Raw genomic sequence first — 7,087 nt, forward strand, 5'->3', positions numbered from 1 at the left:
CTATTGATGTGAATACAATTTTCATAATTAACTTTCTTATAGACATAAATTAACAAATAAATATAACAAATTGCATTAACTATTGAAAAACATGCAATTGAAATAGTAGGATCTGAGTATAAAAAATAACTAAAATATATTGAAATAAACTTTAGTATCAACGTGAAAAACTCAAAAAACAAGAAGAACCTTTGTAATTTTAGTACAGGTATGATCGAAACCACTGGTCGTGTAATTAAGATAAACAAAAGCCAAATAGACATATAACTTGCAAATGCCCCAGATGTTGACCATTCATTCCCAAAGATAATACCAAATAATACAGAACCATTAATTGAAAGAATAAAGAATGGAATAATACTAATAATACTAATGCCAGACGTAACTCTGATTAATAGTTTTCTCTTATCTTGATAAGCTTTACCTTGCTTTACAAACTTAGGAAAAAAAACATCTGATACTGACTGACCTATCAAACCAACAGGAGCCCCCAAGGTTAAGCGAGCAAGCATATAATAACCAACAATAACACTACCAAACAAAGAACCGAGCAAAAGTACGGGCATACTTTCTGAAAAAGCATGTAGTGCTACTTGTGGTGCTCTATATATAGGAAAATCTTTATATTTAATAGCTATTGAACGTAATTCATTAAAATTAACACCTAATTTAATTATGTTTAATTTTTTTAGAAAACTTAAACATAATATTAATGATGAAATTAAATTACCAAAAATATACGTAATTATTAATATACTTGAAAATGGAAAGAACCAACCAATGAAAAGCCTACTACCACTAATAAGTACTGATTGAGAAACTACAGATCTTACTATATTTCTATAATCACCATGCCTTATTGCCCATTGACGACCAACTTGATTAAGTGCTGCAATAAATATGACGCATGGAATAAAGAAAACAAATAAACCAACGTCTTCAATATTAAAGTAATATATCAAATCCTTATAAAAAAAACTTAAGACAACAAAGACTAATGCCGAGAATATAATACTGATAAAAAAGCTTAATAATCCTATTTTTTTTGCTTCTAATTCTGTTTTTACTATTACAATAGCTGTAGGATATGTGAGCGATACAATCGGCATAATGAATGTGCATATTGCAGTAAATGTACCTAATATGCCAAACATACTAGGTTCATATAAGCGTGTTAATATAGGCATTATGCTAATATTAATAACTTGAGCACTCGCAGTTCCAGTTACAATAAGTAAAACATTTCTCAAAAACCCATTTTGTAATATATTTTTAATTTTATTGTTATTGACTTTATTCATGACTTTAAAATAACAATATACCAACCCATCGCCTTATTAATCCCTTCCAAGATCTTAAACTCTGGTTTGTACCCTAAATTATTCACCGCTTTACTCACATCTGCCTGTGAATGCCTAACATCACCCGCTCTGAAGTCTCGATAGATGAGTTCACCTTTAACTTCGACACCTTGTGTCTTTAATGCCGTTTCGATAGCTGAATATAAATCGTTTAGCGTGGTACGGTCGCCGACGGCTACGTTGTACACTTGGTCTTTAGATTCTTCTGCTGCGGTAGCGGCCAGTATGTTCATTTGTACGGTGTTTTCGATAAAGCAAAAATCTCGGCTGGTTTCTCCATCACCATTAATGAACACATCTTCACCGTTGATCATTGATGCTGTCCATTTTGGAATAACCGCGGCATACGCACCATTGGGATCTTGGCGTTTACCAAACACATTAAAGTAGCGTAGTCCAATGGTTTTAAAACCGTAGGTACGAGCGTAAACTCCGGCATAAAGCTCATTCACATATTTTGTGACGGCATAAGGCGAAAGTGGATTGCCGATGTTTTCTTCTACTTTGGGTAGTGCGGGGTGATCCCCATAAGTTGAACTGCTTGCCGCATAAGTAAAGCTTTTTACGCCTTGCTCTTTGGCTGCCTGTAGCATGTTAATAAAACCGGTAATGTTGGCAGCATTGGTGGTAAGCGGGTCGGCAATAGAACGCGGTACTGAACCTAGAGCGGCTTGATGAAGAACGTAATCCACGCCTTTAATGGCTTTTTGACAATCGCTGTATTCACGAATATCACCTTGATGGAAAGTAAAGTTATTCCATTGCTCGGCGGTAACTAGGCTTTTTACTTCATCTAAGTTGTGTTGATGACCAGTGGCAAAGTTGTCTAACCCGACGACGGTTTGGTTGAGCTTTAAAAGGGTTTCCAGCAGGTTAGAACCAATGAAGCCAGCAACGCCAGTCACTAACCATGTTTTGGGCTGCTCTAGCAGTTGCTCTTTGATGATTTGATATTGAGACATGATGATTCCAATCAAATTTGAATTGAGAACCAGGCTCTTAGTCGAACCTAGTTCTTAGCTTTTCTCGCAGCCTGTTACAGACGCATATCCACGGCTTCTTTCGGTAATATGTACTTTAAATCGTAAAGGACGTGTTCTGATTTACCTAACTTACGGATTTCTTGTGCGCCCATGGCTTTAAATTCATTATGGCCGACCGCTAGAATAACGGCATCATAACTGCCAGCTTTTGGTGCTTTCGTTAGCGACAAGCCATATTCATGCTCAGCTTGTTCTGTTGAACACCAAGGGTCTACGATATCAACATTGATGTTGTATTCTTTCAATTCAGAAACAATATCAACCACTTTGGTATTACGTAAGTCTGGGCAGTTTTCTTTAAAAGTTAAGCCCATAACTAATACGTTAGCGCCATCGACATGAATGCGTTTTTTCAGCATTTGTTTGACTAACTGTGATACCACATAGTTGCCCATGCCATCATTCAAACGTCGACCCGCTAAAATCATTTCAGGGTGGTAACCAACGGTTTGTGCTTTATGAGTTAAGTAGTATGGATCCACACCGATACAGTGGCCGCCAACTAAGCCCGGACGAAATGGTAAGAAATTCCATTTTGTACCCGCCGCTTCTAGCACTTCCAACGTATCGATATTGAGTTTATTGAAGATAATAGATAGCTCGTTGATAAGGGCGATATTGACGTCACGTTGAGTGTTTTCAATCACTTTTGCGGCTTCAGCCACTTTGATTGATGAGGCTTTATGTGTGCCAGCTGTGATGATGCTTTTATATAAGTTATCGACAAACTCTGCGACTTCATCATTTGAACCACTGGTGACTTTTAAAATGTTGGTTACACGGTGCTCTTTATCACCTGGGTTGATACGCTCTGGAGAATAACCGGCAAAGAAATCTTGATTGAATTTAAGGCCAGATACTTGCTCAACTACGGGGATACACGCTTCTTCGGTTGCGCCAGGGTACACGGTCGATTCATAGATGATCACATCACCTTTGTTCACCACTTTACCTAGTGCTTCAGACGCTTTGATGAGTGGTGTTAAATCTGGTTGTTTATGTTCATCAATTGGGGTAGGAACCGTCACAATATAGACATTACATTCGGCTAAATCTTGAAGGTTAGAACTGTATTGTAAGTGAGTGGCTTCGGCTAATTCTTCTGATGAGCACTCTAACGTTGAATCGATGCCTTTATCTAGCTCGGCAATACGAGGTGCGTTGATATCAAAACCGAGTGTCGAAAACTTTTTACCAAACTCAACCGCAAGCGGTAAACCGACATAACCTAAACCAATAATGCCTATTTTTGAGTCATTTAATGTGAAATTCATTTGTTGTGTACCTAATAAAATATAAAAATAGTGAACCGTAGTTAATAGCCAAGAGATGTTAATCAATAAATTAACTTTAGCTTTATTAGTGTTTAATAAATTACTTTTGAGTACTTCTTAATAAAACGGAATAGGGGCTTATTTATCACCGCCCACGCTACCGCACAGGGCATCCCACTGGGATCCTGTACATGTAGCAGCAATACTCTAACCATTGAAAGATTAAAGTATTGATACAGCTAAATAGCAATTGTTTGATAGAAAAACCTTATCATTCAACTGAACTCGCCGTATTGAATAAATTTGTGATATATGCCGCACAAATTATAAAAACAGTTTGAAATAAACAATATAAAATGTAACTGATATTACTAATTATATGTTTCTCATATTTTACATTGTTTTTATTATTTTAAAATGACACTAAAGATTTAATTAAATAGCCTTTGTGAAAATTTATTGTATCTTACACAGATTCGCATACAAATGATAACAATTATCACTAACATAGCGAAAACGATTGTTTTCTGAATGTATTTTTCTTTATATCATTTATTTTAAGAATTTACTGCGACCCCCTTCCACCCTACCAGTTTGAATGATTTTACTTATATGGTGAATCATAGGGCTAATTTCTTGGGTTCCTTTTTCATCTGTTCGAGTCAGAAAGTAGGTATGGCCTGTCGGAAAATCAAAGCGATTGTTAAATTCATCGCAATCCACTTCATAGACTTTTCGTTTCGGAAGTTTCGTTAAATCTTCTGGCCCTGTCATGCCCATTCTTCTTGATAAGGTTTTTCCATACACGTTGGCAATTTTAGAAGCGGGCATGGCAAGATCGTCGCTAGCAAAATAAGTAATGGTGTTTTTAGCGGAATCTACAATATGACGCCCTTGTTTGCCTTGTTCTAATATGTCGTTTTCTACATCCGCTGCCACCATAAAAACATTACGAAATAACTGAGACATGCCACCAGGTTGGGTGTCTTGTACCCAGTGTTGCATGGCGCTAACTAATACCCGGTTTCCCATTGAGTGCGCGAGAATATTCATGCGTTTTATACAAGGGCTTTGTTGCTGGGCTAACTGGCGGCGCCATTGATCAAACTTCCAAAATAATCGAGCAAAGGCGATGCCACTGTAGTCTGCGGCTTTTTGATCGTCCCAGTAGTCGTCGAGAATTTTGATGGTGGCGTCATCGTCACACGGCCAGATGATCGGGATCACTTTAACTACGTTGGGTGCGGTGCTGTTGAGTAAGGTTTCTAGCTGTTGCGCTCGCTGGAATACTTCTGGCTCCATGTTGTTATTGAAACCATGAATATAAAACAGCAGCTGAGTTTCACTTGGTAGGCCTTTGAGCTTTGCGAAGAAGGGAACGGATGTGATTTCGATGTACTCCCCTTTTGCTTGACGCTCACAAAAGTACAGCCATTTTGATATGTCGGTATTTTGGTAGTTAAAGGTGATTTTACGATTGGCTTTAGAACGGGCGGATTGATTGGGTATACGGTTGGTGATAAAGAGCATGAGCGTTCCTAATAATAAAAGCCCATGTTTTATGTTTTTTTAATGTGTGCGACAAACGCGGTTGGTTTGATTTAGAGAGAATTCAAAAAGCGGTGTAATAAATGTTGTTTCAGCTTAGAGGTGAGAATGGTGTACTGTTGCATGAGTTGATATTCTGATGAAATTAAAAGAGGGAAAGTAAATGAATACTTTCCCTCTTTGAGTCTTGATTACAGTGAGGTACGCCAAGCTCAAACGAGTGGCTTGCCTTAATAACGGCTTTTATTCTGCACTTTTGCTTTTTAGCTCTCTGATTTTTGAGGTTATTTTCCAAACATTAGACAGGAGTAGTGTGTAAACAATAAAGCAAGCAATGAACAGATAGAACATGACATATTCAGGTATATCGATAATTTCACCATAAATGCCAAAGGCTGCAAATAAGGTGCTAATAACACAAATTAAAATTAAGGTTTGTGTTGAGTTAAGCCCTAGGCGCTGGAATATATGGTGTAGGTGTTCGCGATCAGGTTTAAATGGTGAGCAGCCCCGACGTATTCTGCGGATCATGATGGCGGCCATATCAAGAAGTGGTACGGCAATTAACCATAATGCAGTCACAGGTCGAAGTGGTGGCCTAGCGCCATTTTGACTGGCGATCAATAAAAACCAAATAACGGTAAAGCCAATCACCATGCTACCGGCATCGCCCATAAACACTTTACGCTTTCGCCCGAACGCGCCAAGGTTCAATAATATGTAAGGTAAGATGATCACGATAAGCACTAGGCAAAGGTAAGCAAGGTTGCCTTGTCCATCATGCGCTAACATTATCCCTAACCCACCAAAAGTCACAATTGATAACCCACCCAGTAAACCATCAATCCCATCGACCATGTTAAAGGCGTTAATCGCACCAATTACCGCGATAACGGTAATCACATAACCGATAAAACCAAGATCGACATTCCCATATCCAAAAACATTACCAATGGTATGCAATTGAAGGTCGGCTACGTACATCATCGCCACCGATAACACACCTTGAACGGCAAATCGAAGCTTAAAGTTAAGATCAAACTTATCATCCAATGCCCCCACTACAACTAAAACAATAATAGAAGCCGCATAAAGGTTCACTTCAGGCAGTAAGGTTGGGTTATTGAATAGAAAATATAAGAAGGTAAAACAAATAGAAATCCCACCGACAAGCGGTACCGCACCACTGTGCAATTTTCGCGCGTTAGGTTTGTCTACTAAGCCTACGTTTCGAGCCCATTTCCGGAGAAGGAAAAGGACAGCGAAAGAGGTGAGAAAGATGAAAAGTAAATCAATGAAAATAGACAAGAAGGGCCTCTACAATTATCTAAATTAAAACAAAAATCCTTTTGTTCAAATAACCAACAATCTCTTTATTGAAAGAAGTTGAACAATGTAACTTAAAATAAGCCAGATTTAGCTTTAGTTAACCCAACTTTAGTCATTAAAAAGCGAATAACACTTGAAACATGCCAATAAAAATGTCGAGAAAGGATCTTTCGATTCGCATGCTTAGCCAAATGAATTGCCTCAAACTGTGGATAGTACATTACAGGTGACCCCATTTTCATACTTCTGTAACAAATATCTATATCTTCACAATACATGAAGTAATTCTCATCAAAACCACCTAACTTTTTATAATAACTAGCTTTGAAGGCTAAAAATGAACCGGCAGCCCAATCAACATTAGTTGGCTTTAGTATTGATTTTTTATCTAAAATTGATGTGTTTTTTCCGCCCAAAAAAGAGCTCACAAATTGCAGGAAAGAAGGGAATGATCTAACTGAATTATCATAGCTGGTTTTATCATAATCTTTAAAAAGATTAATAGCAGCTATGGGTACTTGATCTTTTTCCA

At 37.7% G+C, this 7,087-nt stretch carries 6 protein-coding genes; all 6 read right to left on the minus strand.

Going from position 1 to position 7,087, the window contains the following annotated elements:
* The coding region (locus A1QC_RS01125; RefSeq protein ID WP_017026539.1) for a lipopolysaccharide biosynthesis protein at nucleotides 1-1,301 on the minus strand (1,301 nt) is incomplete at its 3' end.
* Nucleotides 1,298-2,323 carry an NAD-dependent epimerase/dehydratase family protein gene (locus A1QC_RS01130; protein ID WP_017026540.1) on the minus strand — a complete coding sequence of 342 codons (1,026 nt, stop codon included), beginning with the start codon at nucleotides 2,321-2,323 and terminating at the stop codon, nucleotides 1,298-1,300. The genes A1QC_RS01125 and A1QC_RS01130, both read right to left, overlap by 4 nt.
* A gap of 74 nt (nucleotides 2,324-2,397) precedes the next feature.
* The gene (tviB, locus tag A1QC_RS01135; RefSeq protein ID WP_017026541.1) at nucleotides 2,398-3,678 is read right to left on the minus strand and encodes a Vi polysaccharide biosynthesis UDP-N-acetylglucosamine C-6 dehydrogenase TviB; all 1,281 of its coding nucleotides are present in this window, start codon (nucleotides 3,676-3,678) and stop codon (nucleotides 2,398-2,400) included.
* 552 nt (nucleotides 3,679-4,230) lie between these two features.
* Nucleotides 4,231-5,208, minus strand: a complete 978-nt coding sequence (locus tag A1QC_RS01140) for an alpha/beta hydrolase (protein ID WP_017026542.1) — start codon at nucleotides 5,206-5,208, stop codon at nucleotides 4,231-4,233.
* Between the two features lie 261 nt (nucleotides 5,209-5,469).
* On the minus strand, nucleotides 5,470-6,534 hold the full coding sequence (wecA, locus tag A1QC_RS01145; protein WP_026026010.1) for a UDP-N-acetylglucosamine--undecaprenyl-phosphate N-acetylglucosaminephosphotransferase: 1,065 nt from the start codon (nucleotides 6,532-6,534) through the stop codon (nucleotides 5,470-5,472).
* Nucleotides 6,535-6,626: 92 nt separating this feature from the next.
* Nucleotides 6,627-7,087 (minus strand): hypothetical protein (locus tag A1QC_RS15490; protein WP_017026544.1); only part of this gene is annotated, 461 nt, incomplete at its 5' end.

The sequence above is a fragment of the Vibrio rumoiensis 1S-45 genome (genome assembly GCF_000286955.2).
Taxonomy (GTDB): domain Bacteria; phylum Pseudomonadota; class Gammaproteobacteria; order Enterobacterales; family Vibrionaceae; genus Vibrio; species Vibrio rumoiensis_A.

What these genes read in the sequence shown, in the direction of transcription:
- A1QC_RS01130 (WP_017026540.1), bottom strand. Translation starts at nt 2,323, where the DNA reads ATGTCTCAATATCAAATCATCAAAGAGCAACTGCTAGAGCAGCCCAAA.
- tviB (WP_017026541.1), bottom strand. Translation starts at nt 3,678, where the DNA reads ATGAATTTCACATTAAATGACTCAAAAATAGGCATTATTGGTTTAGGT.
- A1QC_RS01140 (WP_017026542.1), bottom strand. Translation starts at nt 5,208, where the DNA reads ATGCTCTTTATCACCAACCGTATACCCAATCAATCCGCCCGTTCTAAA.